We start from the raw sequence: 21,888 nt of genomic DNA, 5'->3' as shown, positions 1-21,888 counted from the left end.
GACTGAAGGTAGGCGTCAATGATAAATTTAAACATCCGCCTTTAGCAAAATACTAGTCGACTACTACCCATGCAATCCGCATATACTTTGCCGACCGACCACACACGGTTGTTGCGACAGGCTGAATGCGGGCCACAAGCGGCCATTCGACGTTGCTACCTGGATCGTTGACAACCACTGCATACCTAAGCTGTGACTTTCTGTTCAGCCAGCGAATTGCACAGAGCGCGTTCTACGTAGGGTTATTCGTGTCAGTCAGGTACTTACGAAAAAACGCGAGTACGTCTCCATTGAATTCTCTGTGAAAAGAGATACGGTCGAAGTCGGGTCTGTCGGTACAGATTTCCAGTGCGGACTGCATGAATTCAACCGAACAGGGTGCCATGAAGGAAAAATGCTGCGAATGGGGCACGAAGTGAACTTGCGGCATCGTCGGCATTTCGCCGACGATGCTCGCGACGCTCTCGGGCGTCACACCGCCCCCGCCAAGCTCGGATCTCCATAGTTGTACGGGAATCTTCACATTGGAAAAACTGTCTTTCGTGAAGAATATGCTAACTGGATCGGCAATCACAGCCGCCTTGATACGCGGATCATGAACGAGTTCAGGCACTTCTCCTTTGTGCACCTGATCGCAGAGCGGCGTATCCACCCCCTCACATAGACGCAGACTCTTTCCGAAGTAAGGGGTAGCGCCGACGGCAACCAGCCCAGTGTATCCACCGCGCGAGAAACCGAAGATGCCGATTTCGCTCGCGTTGATTCTGTCTGCGGCGGCCCATGGGCCAAGCATGAAGTCGATCAAACGCTTGATATCTGCTGGCCGCTCTACGAATACAGAGAAGTCTTTCGTGCGGGTCTTGTCCATCGCATTGTCACCAGGATGGCTTATCGCAGCGACCACGAAACCCGCATCCGCTAACGCTTCGGCCGTATCACTATGGTCGAGAAAAGTGCCGCCCGTACCGTGCGAAATCACAACGAGCGGTAGTTTCTCGCCCGTGACTGGACAGTCCTTGGCAACAGACAGCACGAACGGGCCCACTTTCTCGTCGCCTGGCGGTTGATTACACGGATACCAAACGGCTCCTTTGAGGGGCGGGAGCGATCCGCTGCCAGGAATCTCAATGAATCGAAAACCGGCTGCGTGCACCACTGAGGCCCCGAGACATAAGGCAGCGAAGAGAAGCTGAAACGAATCATTTTTCTTCCTGATTTATCAACGCGATACGCTCCGATTTCAGCTTCAATACTACATGAATGGTTGCGGACGCACGCTTGCCCCTCCCGAGTTAAGCACGCCAAGCGGGGGAATTCCCGCTTCTAGCTCATCTCCAATGTCTCCTTCCGGGGGCATCGAAAGGCCGTTGTGGGGTCGCTCTATGCGTTTTGCATGAGTCGCGTCGAAGACGGTCATCGTGCTCTGTCGTGGGGCAGCGGTCGGCTCGATTTGACCCATTCGCTTTTTCATCGAACGGAGGAGCTCCAATCCGCGCGCTCGTTGATCTACGACCTTGCAGGCATTCTGCAAACCTCCAGCGGTGTAGTCTCGCTACTTTCGACACTACAGATCGACTGTCAACCGAAGGAGCATTAACGCGCCCCCAGCTCTTCCAAAACGCCGGAACCGTCTCGCGCTGCTGGCATATGTGCGCGCCCGGCAGCCTGTAAATTGAAGCGCAGGGATCGCCGCTTTCGCCACGCAGGTGATAGCCGGGAGACGGCGATGTGGTGTCGATCCGATGAATCCCGGCTGGGGCTCGTCATGCATGGGAATGTCGCCTCAAGCACTGACCGGCCTCGCCTTCAGCATGCCTGCATGCAGGCATCGCGCCGTCAGGTGACCGGTCCTGGTCAACGGCACGCAGGCGCATGCGCGTACTGATGGGCGGCTGCCCTTTCCTGGACGCGAATGCTTCGACCGCGAAGCGAAGCGACACTCCCCAGCAGAAGTGCCCCAGACCAGCAAAAAGACAGCTTGCAGGTCAAATGCGCTCCGATCTACCGCTTACCGGTTCGCGTCCGGGATGGGCCGGCAGGCATGCCTGGAGAATTCGGGCAGCCTCGCAATGCAGCTGGACGCTGGCGTCGATCAGTAGTGGTAGCGACACGAAATGATGTTGATCTGCGCGCGGTCTATTTCGTACACCAGACGATTCGTCTCATCGATCCGGCGTGACCAGAAACCCGTCAGGTTTTCCTTCAATGGCTCGGGCTTGCCAATGCCCTCAAACGGGGAGCGCTGCGTATCCTTGATGAGTTGATTGATCCGCTTTAACGTCTTTCTATCCTGCCCCTGCCAGTAGACATAGTCGTCCCATGCCTCGGCGGTCCACATTATGTTCAAGGCGCGCTCATTCGCTGTCTTCGACCAGCTTGCGGGACTTGACCTTGCCCGACCTTGCCTGCGCGATTGAGCGCTCCAAATGGGCTACGTTGGCCGGGGAGCGCAGCAGGTGGACCGTTTCCATCAAACTGTCGTAATGCTCCTGAGACATGACGATCGCGTTGGGTGCGTCCCGCCGGGTAATGAGCGTAACGTCTACGTCATCCACTACCTGGTCAATGACGCGCTTCAGATTCGCGCGGGCGTCCGAAAAGGGAATCGTGCGCATGCACCCTCCTTCGAGGCAGATTTGTACCAAATATCGTACAAGTCTACCACGCGCCTCATTCATGTACAAGTACTTGTACATATCCTGCTGCACGCATCGGCAGCTTCCTCCGACGAGTACATTGGAGCGCATGAGACGCAAAATCACGCGGCAACACCTGCCAGCTGTACCTTTCTCGGAAAAATGCAAGGACGTCGACCATCGACGCTCGAGACGCCCATGACAGCCAGAGGCAAGCGACCGTGCGCGCCACCTGCCCTGCCGGCTGAAGTAACGCGCCGGGAACCGGCGGTTAGGGGGTGTCGGTGGAGGGGACCGTTAGTTGCACGGTGGGCGCAAGCAAGGCCTTCGATTGTTGGCGCCCATCAGCACTGCCGCGCGCGCCGGCAATCTGGGCGCTTGGGATCAGGGCCCGCCAGCGGAACAGGACGCTGGCACGGCGCCGTGTCGCTTCTCCCCGGGCGAGATGACGTTACGTCATGAAAGCGCCAGCCGTGCAAGCGGCAATCGGGTCGGGCAGGCTCATTTCTGCCGTTCGCCCCGCGGTTAGCCGGCCATTCACGCGGCCGCGCGGGCGTCCTGACGCTGCGCCCACGGTGATCGAACTGTACGAGCCCACCAACAACTCACTCCCGTTCAGGCAAGTCGACAGGGAATGCGCCCTTTTTTTCGCTTCAAAAGCGCTTGCCGGTCTCTGATGCCAGATAGGTATAATCGCCGCCCGGGTGGCGCAAAAATCAAACAAGGGGACATGTCGTGCGCGCGACAATGGCAGTGGTAATGGCAGTTGCGGTAATGAGTGTGACGACGGCGGCCGCGGCCTCCGTCGAGTATCGCGAACAATCGACGCCGCCGGATGTGTGTCACGGCATCGTCGCGAAACGGACCGAGGCAACAGGTCAGATCTCGGTCGGTGCGGCTGCGGGCAACGCATGTGTTTGCCAGCCTGCGGGCGCCGGACCGCGCGCCGCGGCAGCCCGCCCTGCGCCGCCGTCGGGCGATCATAAAGACCAGGATGACGACGGAGCACTCAAGGCGGGGGCAGCGATGCTCGGGCTTTGGCCGAAAGACTCCGGGAACCATACAGGTCACGTCGTGACCGGGCAGATTGTCCGCAACGTTCGGCACGAGCCGGTTGCTGCCGCACACGCGCCGGAGGGTGGATCGCATCACGCGTTCAGCTATGGCCGTCACGCAAACGTTTGGCATGCGCCGAGTACTGTCGCGCGAACGACAACGGACGCGCCGCCGCATCGCGCTTCAACCGGCAACAGTAAGGACAACACCCGGCACAAGCCGGTCGCTGGCGCGCGCCTGGCGGCAAAGATGCCGCCGCACAGTGACGGCTCGCGACGTTCGCTCGCAACTGCCGCCGCTCATCCGGTGCCGCATCATCGCCTCATCGTCGAGACGAAACCGATGCAACCGAAGGTCCTGCCAAACTCGCCACGACGGGAATTGCCACCCATTCTCAGTTGATACTGCATATAAGCTGCGCAGAGATTCGCTCTCTGCGCTTCGTTTCGCGCAGCGTCACGTCGTGCGACATTCCCGCCAATCGCTCGATCTGGTCACGGCATGACGCATCGAGAGATCACCTGGCGTTCTCCGCGCTGCGTGCAATCGAAGCTGACGGGCCGTTAGTTGCATTGATTCATCGACCTCTTGCTGCTGCCGCTTGACATCTGCCCTCCGCGATTTTTTTGATGCGCCTTGTCCGTCAGCATGACGCGAGAGCGTCATTATGATGGCGGGACGATGGAACTCATCCGCCTCAACCCCATGACGGAGGCTCAAATGGAATACCTGTTGATGATCTATTCGGAAGAAAACAGCTGGAACCAGATGACCGACAGCGAGCGACAGCAAGGCGTCGCCGCCTATCACGCATACACGGAATCGCTCCAGAAAGCGGGGGCGCTGGTGGGTGCCAACCGGCTGCAGCACACGAATACGGCCACGACCGTGCGGCTGGTCGACGGCAAGCCGCAGGTGCTCGACGGTCCGTACTCCGATTCGAAGGAGCAGCTCGCGGGCTACTACCTGATCGACGTACCCAACCTGGACGCGGCAATGGCGTGGGCGTCGCGGTGTCCAGGCGCGGCGCACGGCATCATGGAAGTGCGCCCGGTCTGGACCGCTCCGTACGATGCGCCATCTGCTGCATGAGCCAGTCCGGCGGCGGCCGTCACGCTGACGCCGCCGCACATCCCATTGCCGAGGCCGTCGCGCGCCGCAGTTATGGCAAGCTCGTCGCGCTGTTGGCGATGCGCACGCGCGACGTCGCCGCGGCCGAGGACGCACTCGCCGACGCGTTTGCGGCGGCGCTCACGGACTGGCCGGAGCAGGGCTGCCCCGCGAGCCCCGAAGCCTGGCTGTTGACCGTTGCGCGCCGCCGGGCGATAGATGGCGCACGCCATCGCCATGTCGGCGACGCAGTGGTGAACCAGCTCGCGATCCTCGCGGAAGAGATCGACGAGTGTGAACCCGGCGCGTTGCCCGACCGGCGGCTCGCGCTGCTCTTCGCGTGCACTCACCCTGCACTCGAGGCCGCAATTCGCACGCCGCTGATGCTGCAGGTCGTGCTGGGCCTGGAAGCGAAGACGATTGCATCCGCGTTTCTGATGTCTCCCGCCGCCATGAGCAAGCGCCTCGTGCGCGCGAAGACCAAGATCCGCGAAGCGGGCATTCCGTTCAGCGTGCCCGAGCGTGAGGAACTGCCCGGGCGGCTCGACTCAGTGCTTGAGGCTGTCTATGCAGCGTATGCGGAAGGTTGGACGGACCCGGTCGGCGGTGATACCGAACGGCGCGATCTAGCCGACGAGGCGCTGTATCTTGCACAATTGCTCGTCGAACTGCTGCCCGAGGAGCCGGAGACGCTGGGTCTGCTTGCGCTGATGCTGTTTGCGCAGGCGCGGCGAGATGCCCGACGCGATGCGGCCGGCGATTACGTGCCACTATCGGCTCAGGACCCGGCAACATGGAACGCACCGATGATCGACGCAGCCAACGTACTGCTGCGGCGCGCGAACGCGTTAAATTCAATCGGTCGCTTTCAACTCGAGGCCGCGCTGCAGTCGGCGCATGTGCATCGCTGCCGATCGCATTGCCCGAACTGGGACGAGATCGTGCAACTTTACGATGGGCTGCTCGCCATTGCAGCTTCGCCCGTCATCGCGGTGAACCGCGCACTGGCACTGGCGGAACGCGACGGCCCACAGGCGGCGCTCGACGCGCTCGCGCCGTATGCGGACGATCCGCGGCTGACTGACTACCAGCCATACTGGGCCGCACGTGCCAATCTGCTCTCGCGTGCCGGCGCTACGACCGAAGCGCTTGACGCCTACGATCTCGCCATCGGCCTCGAGCGCGATCCGGCCGTGCGGCGGTTCCTGCAGCGCAAGAAACTGGAACTTGCATCGGCGAGCAGCTAGGGACGCGTGGCGATGCGAATGTCCGCAATGGAACGTGCAGCCGCCCCACGGCCGCGGGTCACGACCGTCCGCTATGGCCGAACTGCTGCGTCTCGTTGTCCGTTGGAAGCGCGTCGATCACCCGTGAATCATCTTGCCAGGTCCGTGATGTTGCGGCTGAATGGCGGCGAAAACGTGCGCCTCCTTCTGTAGCGCCGTCAGAATCTCAACGGCCTGGGCATACAGCACGAGGCCAGCAACACGAACGAACGTCTCACGCGAGCGCGCGATCGACGCAATCTGCTCCGAGCACACAAATACAGTTTCGCGGGCATCTCCCGCAATGACCGTGTCCTGAAGGATCTGCAACTGATGAATGATCCGAGCGAGGAATATGACTCCCTCACTCTTATGGGGAAGCGTCGCTGATAAGCGTTCCAGGTCGTCAATAGTTTGACGCAGCCGCGATAAAGTCGCCCGATCCATTCTCGTCTTCTCCTTGTTTTCTTCCTCTTTCCGCGGTGGGTCGATACAAAAAGTACCACTGGCCAATCTCCGAACTCCGTTGCCATCTCTCGCCCAACCCTTCTTTATCGGCATCTACGCACGAGTCTGTAGATCCATACGACGAACCCAGTCTACGTTTATGCAAAACGCATCCACCGGGACAGGTTGAGCGCGACGACGGCTTCGCCGTCCGTTTCATCGAGCGCCAGGGCGATGTTGTGCCGGCTCGATGGCGAGATCGTTCGCCGCAAGATAGTTCTCGATCGCGCGGCGCATCGGACCGGCCACATCCGAGCCTTTATCAACCGCCCGCGAGGCATGTCCCTTGCGCGGACCCAGACGAACAAGCATACATTCGTGGATGGTGGGCCATCCCGATCCAGGACCCTTATGTCCGATTTTATCGAATCCGAAATTCATCGGTCTCGCAGAGACCGCGTCGCGACGCTGGCGCGAACGATAGTGCGCACGCTGACCATTCTTGCGGCAAGCTATTTGCCGTGCGCGGGGCTGTCTGCTCAGCCAGCTGACAATGCCACCAGCTTGCGCGCCACCTACGAGAGCCTGAAACCACAACTCGACCATGCCGCGTTTCATCGCAGGCTGTATCTCGATTCCCGCGAGTCCCCCTCAACCATCACGGGCGAAATCTACGCTGTGCTGGACTACCCATTCGGGACCGTCAGTGATGTATTTAATGACCCGACGCAGAGCCCGAGGAACTGGTGCGATGTCTTGATCCTGCATCCCAATATCAAGTACTGCCACGCCTCTGCCAGCAGCAGCGGCGACACGCTGACCGTATACGTCAGTCAGGAGGAAGTCGCTGAAGAACTCGCGTCCACCTACCGCCTGCAATTCGATTACGAACCGGCAACCACCAGCCCGGGATACTTCCGGCTAAAACTGCACTCCGATAGCGGGCCGCTGAACACCCGCGATTATCAGATCGTTCTGGAAGCGGTGTCGCTCGGGAGTGGTCGCACGTTCCTGCACCTGACCTATGCGTATAGTTACGGGGCAATCGGGCGTCTCGCCATGAAAGGCTATCTCGCGACTTTCGGTCATGGCAAGGTCGGCTTCACCAACCTCGCGGAACCGTCCGCGGCAGAGCCGAAATTCGTCGACGGGGTGCGCGGTCTGGTGGAACGCAATACCATGCGTTACTACCTGGCCATCGATGCCTATCTCGGCGAACCGACGAGCCTACCGGACAATCGCGTGCAGCAGCGCCTGAGTAACTGGTTCAGTGCCAGCGAGCAATATCCACGGCAGCTGCACGAAATTGACCGGCAGCAGTACATGGAGATGAAACAGGAAGAATACCGGCGCCAACAGGCGCGACCGTAGGGGCTTGCCGCGCCCTGCTGCTGCGTCGCGACGTTCTGCCTGCATGCCTGGCACGTGGATCACTCGGCAGCCGCCTGCAATTGCTTAGGCGAAAGCGCCGTTACCAGGCGTCTTCGACTGTCCGTAGTCTTCGATGATGCCGATCAGAACGTTGAGATCGGCCGGCTTGACCAGGTAATGATCGATACCGGCATCGGAAGCGCGGTTTCGATGGTCCTCCTGGCTGTAGCCGCTTATGGCAATAATCAGGCTGCGCGGCAACGCTTCGTCGGCGCGAAGATGCTGCGCGACTTCGAAGCCTGACATACCAGGCAGTCCGATATCTAGCAGAATGACTTCCGGCAGAAATGCACGTGCTTGCAAGAGCGCTGTGGGGCCATCAGAGGCACGCTGAACCTGATGCCCATGTATGCGCAGAAATGCTTCAAGGCTTTCTGCTGTCGCGGTCATATCGTCGACGATCAGGACGCGCGCGCCTTGAGTGCGCCGTATCGGAACCACATTCGTCTGTGTTTTGGTCAACTGCTGAACCGCGCGCGCCGGCAAGCGGACGGTAAACCGGCTTCCTTTTCCCTGGCCCTCACTCTCGCACTGAACCGTGCCTCCATGCATTTCCGTGAGATGGCGCACGAGCGTCAGGCCGATGCCGAGGCCTCCCTGGCTGCGGTCCAGCGAAGTCTGCCCCTGTGCAAAGAGTTCAAAAACGTGTGGCAAAAACGCGGGATCGATACCAACGCCTTCGTCGGAGACGACAATCGAGGCTGTCGCGCCGTCATATTTTGTCGAGATGTACACGCGCTCCCCGGGCGGCGTAAATTTGGACGCGTTGTTGAGCAGGTTTGTCACGATCTGTGAGAGCCTGACGATGTCACCCTCGATCACGACGTCGACATCCGGAGTTTCGCGTATCAGGGTTTGCGAACGCCTGCTGTAGTGCGGTCCGCTCGCCTCGATTGCCCGGTCGATGACGCTCGACAGGAGCACGAATTCCGTACGAAGGGTGACCACGCCGCGCGCAATTCGCGAGACGTCGAGGAGGTCGTCCACAATGCGCACGAGATGCTCCGCCTGCGTTCCGATAATGTCGCTACCCCATCGCAGCACGTGGGGATCCGTCGACTTGGCACTTCGCATAACCGCCACGGCATTGACGATAGGCGCAAGGGGATTGCGCAGTTCGTGCGCAAGCATCGCCAGAAATTCATTTTTGCGCCGGTCGCCATCGCGGATCGCCGAGAAAAGCAAGGCGTTTTCGAGCGCGATTGCCGCACGGCTCACAAACTCGCGCGTCACGGGCCCTTCGTCGATGCGTTCGATCGAGTGGCGCACGCCCAGCACGATGACGCAGGGTTGGGCGGCGTCGACCAGTAACGGCCAGGCCGTCATTGCGTCCAGTTCGAGGGGCATCCCGGTAACGCTGCCGTCGTCGTGGCTGGACGCCAGCACCGGGCTCCCGTCGATCTGGCGCGTTGCCGGGAGGCCCTTCGAGAGGCACTCTTTGACCAGATCGTCGAGTGCCTGCAAAGGCAAAGTCCGCGGCAGCAGGACGCCAGCCGCCTCGGTTTGAGCGCCTGCGTACGCAGCGTTCGAAATGTACGCAACGGTTTTCGGCGCTACTCCTTCCCCCGCGGTGAACACCAGAACCGCGAGGTCGGCGAGCGCGGGCACGGGCAGTTCAACGATCCTCGCAACGGTATCGTCGACCTCCAGCGAGCGGGTCAGCGCCTGACTCGCGCGGGCGAGAAAGTCGGCTCGGTATCGCGCCTGTTCGGCAGCCGCGCGCTGCGCCTCGACTTTTGCAAGTTCTTCGCGCTCGGCCGCGCGCGCGAGTAGCTGGTTGCGCATCCGGTACATGTCGACAAAAACGCGGACCTTCGCCCGCAGTATCTCCGGAACGACAGGCGAGGATATATAGTCGACAGCGCCCAGTGAATAGCCGCGCGACATTTCCTTTTCATCCACATAAGCGGTGACAAAGATAATGGGCGTTTGCCTGGTTCGCCGGTACGCGCGCATCATCGACGCCGTCTCCAGTCCGTCCATGCCTGGCATGTTCACATCCAGCAGGATGACTGCGAATTCCTGTTCGAGCACGGCCGCAAGTGCGGCCCGCCCGGATGAAACCTCCACGATGTTCTCGCGGAGTTCTTCGAGAACGCTGCGAAGAACGAGGTGCTGTTCAGGCACATCGTCGACGACAAGAATGTTGACCTGATCGCCCTCTTCCCGCGAATACGTTTCCATGGTAGTTCCTACGCATGAAGCCACGCGTTCAGGACGGCAAGCAGATCGGCGCGGTCCACGGGCTTTGAGAGGTAGTCCCACGCGCCTGCGGCGATGCACCGTTCGCGGTCGCCTTTCATTGCCTTGGCGGTTACGGCAACGATCGGCAAGGTTCGACCGGCAGACAGCTTGCGGATCTCGCGAATCGTCATGAGGCCATCCATCTCAGGCATCATGATATCCATCAGCACGGCGTCGATTGCAGGGTCTGTTGCGACCAGACGGATCGCGTCGCGTCCATTGTCGGCCCAGACGTGACGCATGCCGTAGTCTTCGACAACGGTCGCGAGAGCGAAGATGTTGCGCATGTCATCGTCAACGATCAGCACCTTCTTGCCTGTTAGCGCGATTTCCGACTCCCGCAAGCTCTCCAGTTCCGCCTGCGCCTGCTTGCCGAGTCGACCGGAGCCGACATGCATCGCGGCGACTGTCGTATCGAGCAGATGCGCCGGTGTAGAGACCGGCATGACGACGTACCGCTCGGCCGCGCCCAGCCAACGCGCCGGTAACGCTCCCCGTTCCCCGATCAGGACCACCGGCAGCGGCGAAAAAGCTGTACGCCCGGGCAGCGCCTCGTGCAGTTCGTCGGGCGACATGCTACTCAATCCGTCGACGTCCATGACCAGCGCGTCCACCGACTGTGAAGCGAGGCACCTAAACGTTTCGTTACCGGGCACGGCCAACTGCAACGCGATGCGCTCGCCTGCCAGACGCTGAATAAGCGTTTCGCGCTGCGGCGTTGGCGCTAGCGCAACCAGTACCCGGCGAGCATCGGTTTCCACGTATTGCATCAGCCGGCCCAACGCTTCGTCCAATTGCTCGCGCGACTGGATCGGCTTGGGCAGAAAGCCGAAAGCGCCTGAACTGAACGCGCGCTCGCGTGACTCGTCCGTGGAGACCACGCAAACCGGTACATGACGCATCGCCAGATCGTGCTTCAAGCGGGACAAAACGCGCCACCCTTCCATATCGGGCAGAAACAGGTCCAAGGTAACGGCAGCGGGCTTGAACTGGTCCGCAAGCGTCAACGCCACGGAACCCAATGACGTCACGAGCCCTTTGAAGCCCTTTTCACGCGCCGCGTCAAGCAGAAAGCCCGCAAACGGGCGATCGTTCTCGACGATCAGCAGCACACGATCGCCCCGCGCGATGTTGCTTCGATCGTCCTGCGCTTCGTCAGCGAAGCTTGCGACTTCTTCCACCACGTCGGTTACAGGTTCACGCACCGCGGGGCCAGTGACCGACTCCAACCGCGCTCGAGAATTCAGTACGGCTACCGAACCGCGTGGCTCGTCATGGGTGGCCGTCCTGCGCAGCGCCTTGCCGGGTTCGTTCCCGTACGGGAGATACAGGGTGAAAGTGCTGCCCTTGTTTGGCGAACTGATGAGCCTGATCTCCCCTCCCAGCAGCTTGGACAGTTCGCGACTGATTGCAAGACCAAGGCCCGTGCCCCCGTACTTGCGGCTCGTGCTGCCGTCGGCCTGCTGGAATGCCTCAAAGATAATTTGCTGTTTCTCCGCCGAGATACCAATGCCGGTGTCGGACACGGAAAACGCAATGACCTGGTGCGCACGATTCAGGCTCTCGTTATCCGCTGTCCAGCCGTCGAAGGCCTCTTCGATCGATAACGTGACATGCCCTTCGTGGGTGAACTTGAACGCGTTGGAAAGCAGGTTCTTGAGGATCTGCTGAAGGCGCTTCGGATCGGTATGGAGGGACGCGGGAAGTTGTGCTTCCGTGTGAATCATGAAGTCGACCTTGCGGGCTTCGGCCACATGACGGAACGTGCGTTCAACGTATACGGTGAGATCCTCAATTCGATGCTCGGTGATGTCCACGACTACCGTGCCCGACTCGATCTTCGAAAGATCGAGGATGTCGTTAATGAGCATCAACAGATCGTTACCCGACGAATGAATCGCTTTCGCGAAATCGACCTGTTTCGGCGAGAGGTTGCCGTCCGCGTTCTTGCACAGGTTGTCTGAGAGAATCAGCAGACTGTTCAGCGGTGTGCGCAGTTCGTGAGACATATTGGCGAGAAACTCGGACTTGTACTTCGAGGTCAACGCCAGTTGTGTTGCCTTTTCTTCGAGCGCCTGTCGCGCCTGCTCGACTTCGGCATTCTTGCGTTCGACCTCTTCGTTCTGGTGCGCAAGGAGGTGCGCTTTCTCCTGCAACTGCTGGTTGGTCTGCTCGAGTTCCTCCTGCCGGCTCTGCAACTCGTTGGCTAGCGTCTGGGACTGTTTCAACAGGTCCTCGGTGCGGGAATTTGCCTCGATCGTGTTGATCACGATGCCGATACTCTCCGTCAACTGATCGAGAAACGCCTGGTGCGTGGGATTGAGCCGCTCAACCGATGCGAGTTCGATGACTCCCTTGACCTTCGCCTCGAACACGACGGGCAGAACGAGCACGTTGTGAGGCGTTGCGTCAAGGAGTCCGGACATGATACGGAAGGGCTCGGTTGCGGGCGACTCAAGCAGAATCTTGCGTCTTTCGACTGCGCACTGGCCGATCAATCCCTCGCCGAGATGAATCTGCTTGCCGTGCGTAGCGTGCCCGCCCGAAGCGTAGCTCGCGGTAAGACGAAGGGATGCCGGGCTGGAAGCGGTATCCAGCACATAAAATTCGGCGCGTTGCACGCCAACGACCGGGGCGAGTTCGGAAAGAATCAGCTCGCCGACCGCAACAAGATCTTTCTGGCCCTGCAACATCCGGCTGAATTTGGCGAGATTGGTTTTCAGCCAGTCCTGCTCCGTATTGACCTGGGTAGTGTCCTTCAGGTTACGGATCATTTCGTTGATCGTGTCTTTGAGCGCTGCAACCTCACCCTGGGCCTCAACGGTGATGGAGCGAGTCAGATCGCCCTGGGTCACCGCGGTCGCGACTTCGGCAATCGCGCGCACCTGGGTGGTCAGGTTTGCGGCGAGCTGGTTCACGTTTTCGGTAAGCCCCTTCCACGTTCCCGAGGCGCCTGGCACCTTGGCCTGCCCACCCAGCTTGCCCTCGACGCCCACCTCGCGAGCCACCGTGGTCACCTGGTCCGCGAAGGTTGCCAGCGTGTCGGTCATGCTGTTGATGGTATCGGCGAGCGCTGCGATCTCGCCTTTTGCTTCGACGGTCAGCTTGCGATCGAGATCGCCGTCCGCGACAGCCGTCACGACCCTGGCAATGCCGCGCACCTGGCTCGTCAGATTGCCGGCCATGAAGTTCACGTTGTCGGTCAGATCCTTCCAGGTCCCGGCCACCCCTTGCACATCGGCCTGACCACCGAGCTTGCCTTCAGTGCCGACCTCCCGGGCTACACGGGTCACCTCGGAGGCAAACGAACGCAACTGGTCGACCATCGTATTGATGGTATTTTTGAGCTCGAGGATCTCGCCTTTCACATCGACCGTGATTTTCTTCGAGAGATCGCCGGCTGCCACTGCCTTGGTCACATCCGCGATATTGCGTACCTGGCTCGTGAGGTTGCCCGCCATGAAGTTCACGTTGTCGGTCAGGTCTTTCCACGTTCCTGCCACGCCCTGCACATCGGCCTGGCCGCCGAGCTTGCCGAGCGTGCCGACTTCGCGCGCCACCCGCGTGACTTCAGAGGCGAATGAGCCGAGCTGGTCGACCATGGTGTTGATGGTGTTTTTCAGTTCGAGGATTTCGCCCTTCACGTCCACCGTGATTTTCTTTGACAAGTCACCGGCAGCCACAGCCTTGGTCACGTCCGCAATGTTGCGCACCTGGCTCGTGAGATTCCCCGCCATGAAATTGACGTTGTCGGTCAGATCCTTCCAGGTGCCGGCAACGCCCTGCACGTCGGCCTGCCCGCCGAGCTTGCCTTCCGTGCCCACCTCGCGGGCCACGCGCGTAACCTCCGAGGCAAACGAGCGGAGCTGGTCCACCATCGTATTGATGGTGTCCTTCAGTTCCAGAATCTCGCCTTTTACGTCAACGGTGATCTTCTTTGACAAGTCACCCGCCGCGACTGCCGTCGTGACGTCCGCGATGTTGCGAACCTGTGCGGTCAGGTTGCTGCCCATCGAATTGACCGAGTCGGTCAGGTCCTTCCATGTGCCCGCTACGCCCTGCACATTCGCCTGGCCGCCGAGTTTGCCATCGGTGCCCACCTCGCGCGCCACCCGGGTGACTTCAGATGCGAAAGAGCCGAGCTGGTCCACCATGGTATTGATGGTGTTCTTGAGTTCCAGGATCTCGCCTTTCACGTCCACGGTAATCTTCTTTGAAAGATCCCCGGCCGCAACGGCTGTGGTCACTTCGGCGATATTGCGCACCTGCGCGGTGAGATTGCTGCCCATTGAATTGACCGAGTCGGTCAAATCCTTCCACGTACCGGCCACGCCCTGCACGTCCGCCTGGCCGCCGAGCTTGCCTTCCGTGCCGACTTCGCGGGCAACTCGCGTTACCTCGGAAGCAAACGAACGCAACTGATCCACCATCGTATTGATGGTGTTTTTCAGTTCCAGGATTTCGCCCTTTACGTCGACGGTGATCTTTTTCGACAGATCGCCCGCGGCGACGGCGGTGGTCACCCCGGCAATGTTGCGCACCTGCGCGGTGAGGTTGCTACCCATCGAATTGACCGAGTCGGTCAGATCCTTCCACGTGCCGGCCACGCCCTGCACGTCGGCCTGGCCACCGAGCTTGCCTTCGGTGCCCACTTCGCGGGCCACACGGGTCACCTCCGAGGCAAACGACCGCAACTGATCCACCATCGTGTTGATGGTGTTCTTCAGCTCGAGAATCTCCCCTTTCACATCAACCGTAATCTTCTTGGAAAGATCGCCGGCAGCGACGGCCTTCGTGACCTCCGCGATATTGCGAACCTGACTCGTCAGGTTGCCTGCCATGAAGTTGACATTGTCGGTGAGATCCTTCCAGGTGCCGGCAACCCCCTGGACATCCGCCTGTCCACCGAGCCGGCCTTCCGTGCCGACTTCGCGGGCGACCCGTGTCACTTCCGAAGCGAATGAGCGAAGCTGGTCCACCATCGTGTTGATGGCGTTCTTCAGTTCGAGAATTTCGCCTTTCACGTCGACCGTGATTTTCTTCGAAAGATCGCCGGCGGCGACAGCCATGGTCACTTCCGCGATATTGCGCACCTGGCTGGTCAGGTTGCCGGCCATGGAGTTGACGGAGTCGGTCAAGTCCTTCCAGGTTCCTGCAACACCCTGGACGTCGGCCTGGCCACCGAGCTTGCCTTCGGTGCCCACTTCGCGCGCCACACGTGTGACTTCGGCCGCGAAGGTGCCCAGCTGATCAACCATGGTGTTGATCGTGCGTGCCGTGCGGAGAAATTCGCCCTGCAATGCGCGGCCATCGGCTTCGAACGCCATGTTTTTGGAGAGGTCGCCCTGGGCCACCGCACCGATTACGCGGGCGACCTCACTCGTGGGGTGCACCAGATCACCGATCAGCGAGTTAATGGCATCCACCGAGTCGCGCCAGAACCCGCGGGCAGCCGGCAACGCGGCACGTTCGTTGAGACGCCCTTCTTTTCCGACGACCCGGCTCAGACGCGCGAGCTCTTCCGACATGCGTACGTTCTGGTCGACGAGTTCATTGAACACCTGGGCCAGCCTGCCGTGCAGACCCGACCAATCGGGCGGCAGTTCCGCCGTTTCGCCGTCCTTAAGCGCACTCAGCGCGAGAAGCACCGTTTTCGCACGGTCCGTGTCAGGTTCGCCTCGCAGGATGATTGCATTGATATTGGCGGCGTGATCGAGCCAGAAGCCTTCGAGTGCTTCGGCGGACAGGCGCCTTCCGATATCGCCGGGCGTGCGCACAGTCAGATCGCTCGCCACATCCCGCAGCTGGACAGACATCCTGCCGCATTGCGCAGCAAGCAGGTTGTATTCGGCCGCAACTTCACCGTACAGGCCCTCCCAGTCGTCCGGCAATCGCGCTGCGGCGTCGCCGCGCCGGAAAGCGCCCAACGTACGAGCGATTCGCCCAAGGTTGTTTTCCTCCGCCACCGTCGTCATAACCGTAGGAGCGTCCATTTTCACCTCGTGGCCGGGAAAGCCGAGCGGAACCCGATGCAGCCGAGTCATCTGTTTTGTTCTAGTCGATGCAATGCGCCGACGCGCTGAGGCGGTAGTCAGCCTGGCAAAAGTCGGAGAACCGGTATTGATGCTGCATGAAGCGCGGTGGATGGGGAGCAAGAAACGCGCCCGTATCTTTCATTTAGCAAACACCGTAAATGGCGGTCGGCGCGGCGCCGGTCAGGGTATTGACCAGCGAACACCGCCTTTGCAAAAAAAAAATTGGCACCGGCCGCTAAAAGCCGATGCCCCATTTGCCGCTCTGGAGGAAGTTTTACAGCAGCTCACCCGTGGGACTATTCGTCCCACGGAGGTCGGGTTGCTCTCACAAGTCCGTCGGGTTATTTATTCCGGGATCACGTCCCGGAAGCTCCCCAGTCGCCAGCCAGTATGGACGGCGGTTGTAGTAGTCATGCAGTTGCGTCCCCCACGTCGAATCAGCCATCGATGGCCAGTGATCCTTATCGAATCCGGGATCGTCCTTGATTCGTTGAGCCTGGATGTCGACACGGAAGCACTTCTCATTGGTGTCCAGCGTTAGTGCGTTCCACGGAATGGCGTGAAGCGTATTACCCATGCCGAGGAATCCGCCCTCAGCCAGGACTGCGTACGCGACGCGCCCGCTACGTACATCGAGCATGATGTCGGAGATCTTGCCGACGTGTTCACCGTCAGCAGAAATCACCTTGTCGCCGTCGAGCGTGGCCGCGGCCATGATTTCGGGCCCCGGGCCTTCGCCGACGCCCCCGCCGACGATCTGTGCGCCAGTGCCCCCTGCCTGGGGATCAAGGATAGTCATGTTGCGCTCCTTTCGGTTAAGAGTTGCGCTCGCTCTAGCGCACGCCGCGTGCCACGCTGCCGTTCGCACATGAATTTAACCCGCGTCTCATTGTCGTGGCGCAATGCGTCGAGCTTCGCGTCGAGCAACACATGATCGTCGCCGAAGTGCGCTCCGCTCAGCGTGCAAGACGCAACCGGACATTGCGCACGATCCAGCCAGCCAGACCGGTGCGCATCACGACGGGCAAGACGCGTCTCGGGCCGATAAGCAGTGCGCCCAGCGTGAAGCATCCGAGCATGGCGAGGAGCGGCGCGGCGGACACCGGGCGGCCGACGCTCGCCAGGCTACGCGAATGTGCACGGGCGGCGGCGTGCCCGGCTGCCCGCGAGCGAACGTTGGCCGCAAGCAATCGCACGCGCGTCAATTCCATATGAGTAAGCAGGACGGCTTCAGATGCCTGACGATTCAATCGGGAGCGACGACTCATTTAAGCGCCTCGCTGAGCGTTTCAAGGTCCGCTTGCAATTCGTTCTTGAGTACCGCGAACGAACGCGCCGGCTTTTGTGCGCGGAATACCAGCAATGCGGTGATCGAGGCGAATAGCCAGAGCACCGCTATGCTCCACACGACAGTGAGGAAATAGCGTGTATTCCACGCGGATGCGATCAGCGCGACGCAGAAAAATGAGAGCGTGAATAACCCACTTACGGCGAGCGCCACGAGCGCGAGAATTTCGCGCGTCATGGATGTGCGTGCCTCGGACAGTTCGAGTGACAGCAGTTGCCCATAGTCCGTTGTGCGGACCGCGAGAAATCGCAACACGTTGTGCCAGCGGTCGAGCTTCGCGTGAATTGTCATGGTCCACCTCGCACATGCGGCGTGCCGGCAACATCCGTCAGGTCAGGTCCGCTTATTCGCGGCTCGCTCCCCATAACGCTCCGAGCGCGAAGCCGATGCCCACGGCGATACCCACGGTCGCCAGGGGATTGTCCGCAATCGTCTCGCGCGTCACGACCGCCGCGTCGGTCGCCAGCTGTTGTGACTTGCCGCATAGCGCCTTTGCCTTGCCCGACAATCTGGCACTCGCGTCGCCCAGCATTTCGCCGACCGCCTCTTGCGCGTCGCCCGCAAGTTCACGGACCCCGCCTTCGGTTTTCCTGGTTCCCATTTTCATGTCTCTCTCCCAGTCAGCCTGCCTGCACAATGCGCGAAACCGCGCAAATCCGCTATCGACAAGAGCCCATGCGCAACGGGCGTGCCAACCACGCGAGCGCCGCTGCCGGGCTTCGCAGCCCTCCCTGCCGACGCAGACGAGCGCCTCTGCGCCATGCACAGCTAGGGAAGCTGAAGGACGACATGAGCGGCCAGGGCCGCGCAGGTAGTGATGGTTGCAAGCCAGCACAAGGCGCGCGTGAACCAGTGCGCTTTCATCTCGCCCACCGCTTCACGCCGGGCACTCAGGAGCACGAGCAGGATCAACACCGGAGACACTGTCATCCCGTTGGTCAGCGCACTCCAGTAGCAGGCCCGGAGCGGATCGACGCCGAATGCGCCAAACAGCAGTGCGACGATAGTGCTCACCGCCATAAGCAACACCAGGATTGCAGCTATCCGGCGATCCCGCTGCGTGCCCCGCTGCCACCCGAACGAACTGGCGGCGGCGTGCGCGGCCGAGCCGGCCAGCGGCGGGAGTGCGAGCAGCGCTGTGCCAAGCAGCGCGAGGCCGAGCAGCGGCTGCGCGTAGGCACCCGCGACCGGCGCGATCGCTTGCGCGGCCTCGCGAGTCGAGCCAGAGGGAGTGAGCGATGCATGGGTCGCGTGTAATGTCGCGGCCGCGGCGCAAAGGATGAGTGCTCCGCATACGTTGGACATCGAGGTACGCACCAGTATGTCGCTTCGTATTTTCTTTAGCTGCTGCCGGACGTCTTTCTGCTGTACGCGGCTGCTGTCCTGAGTGCCGTCGTGCGAGCCCTCTTCGACTTCCTGCTCGGCTTGCGAGAACAGCAGATACGGGCTGACCGTGGTACCGAGCACCGCGAGCAGCATCCCCAGATAGTCTTCCGACCAGCTGATGTGCGGCACGAAAGCGCGCCAGGCCAAAGTGCGCCACGGCACGTCCGCCACCAGCATGACGCCTGCATAACAGAACAGCGACAGAGCTAGCCACTTGAGGTAGTTTGCATAGCGCGCATAAGGCACCCACCACTGCAGCGCGAGCGACATGCCGGCAAAGAAAACCGTGAAGAGCGGGACCGATCCCCTGAATATCAACTGCGCGGCTTCGCCCATCGCCAGCATGTCGGCGGCCATGTTCACGGTATTGGCTCCGAGAAAACGGGCGACCGCCAGCAGAAACAACCAGCGGGAATAGTGTTCCCGCATGTTCTCGGTCAGGCCCTTGCCCGTGACGGCCGCGACGCGCGCAGACACCATCTGCAGTGCCACCATCGACGGCCAGGAAAGCACGCAGACCCACAGGAGATCGAAGCCATACTGCGCGCCTGCCAGCGAATACGTCAGGATGCCGCCGGGATCGTTGTCGGTTGCGATCGTACCCAGGCCCGGTCCGATGTCCGCCGCCCAGCCGTGCGCCGGATTTTCCCTGCTTCGATTGTTTCGGTTCACGAGAAAGCGTCGCGACCGGTCGCGCTCGCCGGCTTTCATACCTTCCTGACTAGAGTGAAGTGACTCGTGCGGGACGCACGCGCCTGCTCGCGCAGGCGGCATTCCCGCGTTCGTGGCGGACCTGCATGACGCGGCACCGCGTTTGCTGTATCGCCATGGCACGCAAGCAATTTTTCCGTCGGTGGTATATCGAGGCCTTCAGAACCGAGGAGTGAATCGCAATGGCAAGAGCGCCGAAGACACCAGGCAGCCGCGTCGCCGCCGGCAATGCCAGCATCACGGTTAGCGCCGGCACCGCGCGCACGACCCCGGGGCTGTGATGGAGAGCGCGACTCCACGGCAGGTCCGTACGTTGTCTGGCGACGGCGGGTGCGGCCCGTTCGACTTTGCGGCACTGCTCGAAGGCTGCACGCTGCCACTCGACGCGCAGTCGCTCGCGGGCGCCGCACGCCAGCTCGTCGCCGTGGGCCCCGCGCTGCCGCTGCCGGGAGGCGGGCGCACGCTCGCGCGCTGGCAATTTCTCGCCGGGCTCGCCGGACAGGATCTCTCGCTCCTCAAGATCTACGAGGCGCATGCCGACGCACTCGCCATTCAGTCGGAGCTTGAAATGCCGTGCCTGCCGCATGTAGCGGTGCCCCGCAGATTGGAACCAGAAATATGGGGTGTATGGGCAGCCCGTTCTCCGCGCAACGATCTGCGTTACGCCTCAAGCCGCAGCGGGCAGATCCGGCTTTCAGGCGTCAGGCCGTGGTGTTCAGGTGCGGCATTCGTCACGCACGCGCTGGTGACCTGCATCGACAGCGACGATCGCGATTGGCTCGCCGCACTGCCCATGGACCAACCAGGCGTGACGGTCACGGCACGTGGCTGGGAAGCCGTCGGCATGGCGGCGACGCAAAGCGTCGAAATCGATGTGCTCAACGCACACGCCACGCTCGTCGGTCCAGTGGACGGCTACTTGCGGCGCCCTGGCTTCTGGCACGGCGGCGCGGGCATCGCCGCTTGCTGGTACGGCGCGGCCGCGGCGCTGGCCGTCCGCCTGCGCGACGCGGCGAGGCGCCGCGATGATCCGCACCTGAATGCGCATCTCGGAGCGGCCGACGCGGCGTTGAGCGCTGCGCGCGCCTTGCTGCGCGACGCCGCACATAAGATCGACTCCGCGCCACAAGCCGACGCCATGGCGCTTGCGCTGCGTGCTCGCGCCGCTGCGGAAAGCGCCGTCGAGGCCACACTGCATGCCTGTGCGCGCGGCCTGGGCGCCGGCCCGCTGTGCCGCGACCGCTGGTTCGCTCGCATGGCAGCGGATCTGCCCGTGTTCGTACGTCAGAGCCACGCGGAGCACGATCTCGCTGCGCTCGCGAAGCGAGCCGCGGCGGACGAAGACTGGACACTCTGAGCCTGCCTTGGCAACATGGAACGCCCTCTTTCGCACGCCGACCACTTCGATGCCCAGTTCGCCCATGATGCCGACCCGTGGCATCACCGCACGAGCCGGCACGAGGCGCGCAAACGCTGAAGGGGCCGCGCCGATGAACCTCGAACAAATCTACAACCGCATCTGGGATTGCCTCGCTGCCGCTGTCCGTGAAGATAAACATCCCTTCAAGGTCATGCAGGCAGCAACCGTTAGCCTCGATGGTGCACCTAACGTCCGCACCGTGCTGCTTCGGAGTGCCATTGAACCGCAGAACGTGCTTACTTTTCATACCGACCTGCGCTCGCCGAAGATTGCCGAACTCAGACGGGAGCCGCGAATCGCGCTCGTCGGCGTCGACCCTGTTCACAACCTGCAGGTCCGCGTGTCCGGCGAAACCCGAGTACTTTGCGACGGACAGGCCCGGCTCGATGCGTGGAGGTCCAGTCCCGACCATGACCTGGTCGCCTACCGGACGCGCTTGCCGCCCGGGACTCCCATGATCCACGCCGATGATGCGCTCGATGAGACGCACGTTCCTGGACCGGGCGAAGGTCTGCGGCATTTCGGCGTCGTTGAGGTGCGCCCCACACGCCTGGACTGGCTGGACCTCTCGGCAGCGGACCTTCACCGACGCGCGCTGTATGTCCGTCGAGGCGATACCTGGGTCGATTGCTGGGTCGCCCCCTGAACGCGCCTCCCCTGAACGCGCGATACCGCCGTCCTCGTGCCGCAGAATCGAAACAAGTGTAATCGTCTGTTAGCAGTACACCTGCAGAGCCATTTTTCTGCCGGAATACCGCCTGGGCTTTGGTACGATCCGGCGTTTCGTGTATGGCTCAAC

The 21,888-nt window shown here is 61.4% G+C and carries 17 protein-coding genes; 6 read left to right on the top strand and 11 right to left on the bottom strand.

Annotated elements, in window-relative coordinates; genetic code table 11:
* Positions 1-232 precede the first annotated feature (232 nt).
* The 3 genes from AB3X99_RS16785 to AB3X99_RS16775 all read right to left on the bottom strand — a co-directional run bounded on the left by AB3X99_RS16785 (position 233) and on the right by AB3X99_RS16775 (position 2,615).
* Positions 233-1,045 (bottom strand): alpha/beta hydrolase family protein, encoded by an 813-nt coding sequence (locus AB3X99_RS16785; RefSeq protein WP_368617563.1) that lies wholly within the window; start codon positions 1,043-1,045, stop codon positions 233-235.
* Between the two features lie 1,047 nt (positions 1,046-2,092).
* A complete protein-coding gene (locus tag AB3X99_RS16780) occupies positions 2,093-2,338 on the bottom strand; it encodes a Txe/YoeB family addiction module toxin (RefSeq protein ID WP_069262407.1) in 246 nt (81 codons plus the stop codon).
* 16 nt (positions 2,339-2,354) lie between these two features.
* Positions 2,355-2,615 (bottom strand): type II toxin-antitoxin system Phd/YefM family antitoxin, encoded by a 261-nt coding sequence (locus AB3X99_RS16775; protein ID WP_069262059.1) that lies wholly within the window; start codon positions 2,613-2,615, stop codon positions 2,355-2,357.
* 795 nt (positions 2,616-3,410) lie between these two features.
* Between AB3X99_RS16775 and AB3X99_RS16770 the strand changes: the two genes are divergently transcribed.
* The 3 genes from AB3X99_RS16770 (at position 3,411) to AB3X99_RS16760 (ending at position 6,049) form a co-directional block, all read left to right on the top strand.
* Entirely contained in the window at positions 3,411-4,094 is a 684-nt protein-coding gene (locus tag AB3X99_RS16770; protein WP_368617562.1) for a hypothetical protein, read from the top strand.
* Positions 4,095-4,412: 318 nt separating this feature from the next.
* Entirely contained in the window at positions 4,413-4,784 is a 372-nt protein-coding gene (locus AB3X99_RS16765; RefSeq protein WP_069262408.1) for a YciI family protein, read from the top strand.
* Complete coding sequence (locus AB3X99_RS16760; RefSeq protein WP_368617561.1) at positions 4,781-6,049, top strand: RNA polymerase sigma factor; 1,269 nt, start codon at positions 4,781-4,783, stop codon at positions 6,047-6,049. Before AB3X99_RS16765 ends, AB3X99_RS16760 begins: the two co-directional genes overlap by 4 nt.
* 117 nt (positions 6,050-6,166) lie before the next feature.
* Here the strand turns inward: AB3X99_RS16760 and AB3X99_RS16755 are convergent, their stop codons facing one another.
* Complete coding sequence (locus tag AB3X99_RS16755; protein WP_176732822.1) at positions 6,167-6,580, bottom strand: hypothetical protein; 414 nt, start codon at positions 6,578-6,580, stop codon at positions 6,167-6,169.
* Positions 6,581-6,925: 345 nt separating this feature from the next.
* Here AB3X99_RS16755 and AB3X99_RS16750 point away from each other — a divergent pair, with 345 nt between their 5' ends.
* A complete protein-coding gene (locus AB3X99_RS16750) occupies positions 6,926-7,885 on the top strand; it encodes a hypothetical protein (protein ID WP_368617560.1) in 960 nt (319 codons plus the stop codon).
* A gap of 84 nt (positions 7,886-7,969) precedes the next feature.
* Here AB3X99_RS16750 and AB3X99_RS16745 read toward each other — a convergent pair whose 3' ends face one another.
* From AB3X99_RS16745 to AB3X99_RS16715, 7 genes are all read right to left on the bottom strand, one after another.
* Positions 7,970-10,129, bottom strand: a complete 2,160-nt coding sequence (locus tag AB3X99_RS16745; RefSeq protein WP_368617559.1) for a response regulator — start codon at positions 10,127-10,129, stop codon at positions 7,970-7,972.
* Positions 10,130-10,137: 8 nt separating this feature from the next.
* On the bottom strand, positions 10,138-16,182 hold the full coding sequence (locus tag AB3X99_RS16740) for a HAMP domain-containing protein (protein ID WP_368617558.1): 6,045 nt from the start codon (positions 16,180-16,182) through the stop codon (positions 10,138-10,140).
* Positions 16,183-16,549: 367 nt separating this feature from the next.
* Positions 16,550-17,023: a PRC-barrel domain-containing protein gene (locus AB3X99_RS16735; protein ID WP_368617557.1), complete on the bottom strand. Its 474-nt coding sequence runs from the start codon at positions 17,021-17,023 to the stop codon at positions 16,550-16,552.
* Positions 17,024-17,180: 157 nt separating this feature from the next.
* Positions 17,181-17,420: a hypothetical protein gene (locus tag AB3X99_RS16730; protein ID WP_368617556.1), complete on the bottom strand. Its 240-nt coding sequence runs from the start codon at positions 17,418-17,420 to the stop codon at positions 17,181-17,183.
* A gap of 68 nt (positions 17,421-17,488) precedes the next feature.
* The gene (locus AB3X99_RS16725; protein ID WP_368617555.1) at positions 17,489-17,863 is read right to left on the bottom strand and encodes a phage holin family protein; all 375 of its coding nucleotides are present in this window, start codon (positions 17,861-17,863) and stop codon (positions 17,489-17,491) included.
* Positions 17,864-17,915: 52 nt separating this feature from the next.
* A complete protein-coding gene (locus AB3X99_RS16720) occupies positions 17,916-18,179 on the bottom strand; it encodes a CsbD family protein (protein WP_368617554.1) in 264 nt (87 codons plus the stop codon).
* Between the two features lie 161 nt (positions 18,180-18,340).
* On the bottom strand, positions 18,341-19,669 hold the full coding sequence (locus AB3X99_RS16715) for an NRAMP family divalent metal transporter (protein WP_368617553.1): 1,329 nt from the start codon (positions 19,667-19,669) through the stop codon (positions 18,341-18,343).
* Positions 19,670-19,982: 313 nt separating this feature from the next.
* Here AB3X99_RS16715 and AB3X99_RS16710 point away from each other — a divergent pair, with 313 nt between their 5' ends.
* Positions 19,983-21,026 carry an acyl-CoA dehydrogenase gene (locus tag AB3X99_RS16710; RefSeq protein WP_368617552.1) on the top strand — a complete coding sequence of 348 codons (1,044 nt, stop codon included), beginning with the start codon at positions 19,983-19,985 and terminating at the stop codon, positions 21,024-21,026.
* 133 nt (positions 21,027-21,159) lie between these two features.
* Complete coding sequence (locus AB3X99_RS16705; RefSeq protein ID WP_368617551.1) at positions 21,160-21,735, top strand: pyridoxamine 5'-phosphate oxidase family protein; 576 nt, start codon at positions 21,160-21,162, stop codon at positions 21,733-21,735.
* Positions 21,736-21,888: the final 153 nt, after the last annotated feature.

The sequence above is a fragment of the Paraburkholderia sp. BR10882 genome (assembly GCF_040948855.1).
Lineage (GTDB): Bacteria > Pseudomonadota > Gammaproteobacteria > Burkholderiales > Burkholderiaceae > Paraburkholderia > Paraburkholderia nodosa_A.
This window is presented reverse-complemented; position numbering and strand designations above follow the sequence as displayed.

What these genes read in the sequence shown, in the direction of transcription:
- AB3X99_RS16765 (WP_069262408.1), top strand. Translation starts at nt 4,413, where the DNA reads ATGGAATACCTGTTGATGATCTATTCGGAAGAAAACAGCTGGAACCAG.
- AB3X99_RS16780 (WP_069262407.1), bottom strand. Translation starts at nt 2,338, where the DNA reads ATGTGGACCGCCGAGGCATGGGACGACTATGTCTACTGGCAGGGGCAG.
- AB3X99_RS16715 (WP_368617553.1), bottom strand. Translation starts at nt 19,669, where the DNA reads ATGAAAGCCGGCGAGCGCGACCGGTCGCGACGCTTTCTCGTGAACCGA.
- AB3X99_RS16770 (WP_368617562.1), top strand. Translation starts at nt 3,411, where the DNA reads ATGAGTGTGACGACGGCGGCCGCGGCCTCCGTCGAGTATCGCGAACAA.
- AB3X99_RS16720 (WP_368617554.1), bottom strand. Translation starts at nt 18,179, where the DNA reads ATGAAAATGGGAACCAGGAAAACCGAAGGCGGGGTCCGTGAACTTGCG.
- AB3X99_RS16740 (WP_368617558.1), bottom strand. Translation starts at nt 16,182, where the DNA reads ATGGACGCTCCTACGGTTATGACGACGGTGGCGGAGGAAAACAACCTT.
- AB3X99_RS16775 (WP_069262059.1), bottom strand. Translation starts at nt 2,615, where the DNA reads ATGCGCACGATTCCCTTTTCGGACGCCCGCGCGAATCTGAAGCGCGTC.
- AB3X99_RS16745 (WP_368617559.1), bottom strand. Translation starts at nt 10,129, where the DNA reads ATGGAAACGTATTCGCGGGAAGAGGGCGATCAGGTCAACATTCTTGTC.
- AB3X99_RS16750 (WP_368617560.1), top strand. Translation starts at nt 6,926, where the DNA reads ATGTCCGATTTTATCGAATCCGAAATTCATCGGTCTCGCAGAGACCGC.
- AB3X99_RS16735 (WP_368617557.1), bottom strand. Translation starts at nt 17,023, where the DNA reads ATGACTATCCTTGATCCCCAGGCAGGGGGCACTGGCGCACAGATCGTC.
- AB3X99_RS16705 (WP_368617551.1), top strand. Translation starts at nt 21,160, where the DNA reads ATGAACCTCGAACAAATCTACAACCGCATCTGGGATTGCCTCGCTGCC.
- AB3X99_RS16760 (WP_368617561.1), top strand. Translation starts at nt 4,781, where the DNA reads ATGAGCCAGTCCGGCGGCGGCCGTCACGCTGACGCCGCCGCACATCCC.
- AB3X99_RS16725 (WP_368617555.1), bottom strand. Translation starts at nt 17,863, where the DNA reads ATGACAATTCACGCGAAGCTCGACCGCTGGCACAACGTGTTGCGATTT.